This window comes from Candidatus Thioglobus sp., from assembly GCF_028599055.1.
Taxonomy (GTDB): Bacteria; Pseudomonadota; Gammaproteobacteria; order PS1; family Pseudothioglobaceae; genus Thioglobus_A.
The window spans coordinates 1-2,135 of the sequence record NZ_JAQRMS010000185.1; the positions used below are offsets into that span (position 1 = coordinate 1).

2 protein-coding genes are annotated in these 2,135 nt (G+C 38.8%); both read right to left on the reverse strand.

Annotated features, from left to right (window positions below; translation table 11 throughout):
• Positions 1-65: 65 nt before the first annotated feature.
• Entirely contained in the window at positions 66-1,544 is a 1,479-nt protein-coding gene (locus PSN35_RS07330; RefSeq protein WP_300031553.1) for an ATP-binding protein, read from the reverse strand.
• A 9-nt stretch (positions 1,545-1,553) separates the two neighbouring features.
• A partial coding sequence (locus PSN35_RS07335) for a GTPase (protein WP_300031556.1) occupies positions 1,554-2,135 on the reverse strand: 582 nt, incomplete at its 5' end.

Consider the following 2,135-nt stretch of genomic DNA (forward strand, 5'->3'; position numbering starts at 1 on the left):
TCTAGTAGCGCAATTAAACCATTTCTAAACAGTGCATGGTCATCAATAATATATATCTTCATTTTTTATTTCTCAAAACTTACCGTAATACGAGTGCCTTCATCTACCTCTGACTCTACTTCAATATGTGCGCCCACTCGCTGAGCACGTTCTTGCATGATATTCATGCCAATATTATTCCCCATTACTTCACTGGTATTTTGATCTTTTACAAAGCCCACGCCGTCGTCTTCAATTAATAATTGACATTTAGGCTGAGCTGAAAGCAAAATTCTGACGTTACGCGCCTTAGCATGTTTGCGAATATTTGATAATGCTTCTTGAGTGATGCGCATAATTTGCATCTCAACCTCTGGTGTCACTTTAAATTTACCCTCAACTTGTAAATAGGTGGCAATCCCTTCTTCTGATTTAAAACGATTAACCAAGTTTTCCAACGAAACCTCTATGCCTTTAGGGTCTAATGGCACCCTAAAATTACACATAAGTTCGCGCAACTCTTGATTAGCCTGAGTAATATTACTTTGAAGCGCTTCAATTTGATGATAAGCGTCTAGTTGCTTAGCCTGCTTAAGTGAATTACCCAAAACACTCACCTGTAACTTCAGACTATAAATTGTCTGCGCTAATGAATCATGAATTTCTTGTGATAAAAATAGTCGCTCCTGAGAAAGCTCCATGCGCTTGGTTTGCTCATCCAAAGCTGATTTGTCAAGTGCTACCGCAATATTTTCAGCAATTGATTCTAATAAAGCACGCTCATCATAAGCGAGTGAAGGCTCTTGATCAAAAAACAGATTGAAAATACCCAGGGTTTTTCCATGATGACGCAGTGGAATAAAAATGGTGCCAACATCAGCAATCTCTTTTGATTGCGCGCCAACGCATTTGGCACAGTTATGTACACTAAATTGCACGCCGGCCTGCTCGGCCATCGCTACTTCGCCACAGAAACAATCACTACTTAATACGTGTAACTCTTGGTCTTGTGAATCAATCACGCCACGTTGTGCCACTAAATACAGCTCACCATCATCTGCCAGACTTCGAGCGGCACCGGAGCTTGCCCCTGTCATCTTGACAAACATACCTAAGAAATAGTCAAATAATTCTTCGGTTGAATGCAATTTATTTAGTTTAGAAGAAACACTATATAAGGTCTCTAAAGAAGCGGACTTTTGACTCAAGCGCTGAATCTGTTTTTTTAAAATCCCTTCCATGTCATCGTAAAGATGCTGATTCTCATCAATCAAATGATTGATTGCACTGGCCACTGGTTGAAATGAAGTTTGCTGCACTTCCTCTAGACGGATATTTTGATTGGTTTTGTATCCAGATACCCATTGTTGTAAATCAGCAAATGGTAGTAAAAAATCTTTGCGTATTGATAAATACAAACCAAGATACACAACCAAGATTAAAACAACCAGCATGATATCCATAGTTTGCTGTGTTTCATAGGCAGCCAAGATTTCCATCACCAAGACTGGCGATAATAACGCTGTTACCATAAAGTATAAATAAAACTTATAATTAATATTCATAGCACCTAACTACTTACCAATACAAAAAGAAGAAAAGATTTCGCCCAACAAATCATCTGAAGAGAATTCACCGGTAATACTACCCATAGCAACCCCTGCATGGCGTAAATCTTCAGCCATTAACTCAACAGCGCCACCTTCAAGCTGAAGCAGTGCATTGTTAATGCTATCCTGTGATTCTTCAAGTGCAACAATATGGCGTTTTCTAGCCAGCACAACACCTTCTGCACCACTATCAAGACCAGCAATATCAGACAGCTCTTGTCTAAGCAACTCAATGCCTTTAGTTTCTTTTGCACAAATTGACAATTGGGTTGAACCATCAACCGTGGTTTTTTCAATAGACTCATTGGTTAGATCAACCTTATTTTTAATAATGAGCCTATTTTTATATTGAATATTGTCTGGTAATAAAGAAAAATCAGGTTTTTGATCTTGTGCGTCATACATCATTAACACCACATCTGCATTGGCAATTGCGTTGCGCGCCCTTTTAATACCTTCTTGTTCAACCACATCATCACTGTCGTGCAATCCTGCAGTATCAATAATATTAAGCGGCATACCATTAATATGAATGGTTTCACGCAA

Bases quoted from the DNA above. Each gene is read 5' to 3' on its own strand.
- PSN35_RS07330 (WP_300031553.1), bottom strand. From the start codon at position 1,544: ATGAATATTAATTATAAGTTTTATTTATACTTTATGGTAACAGCGTTA.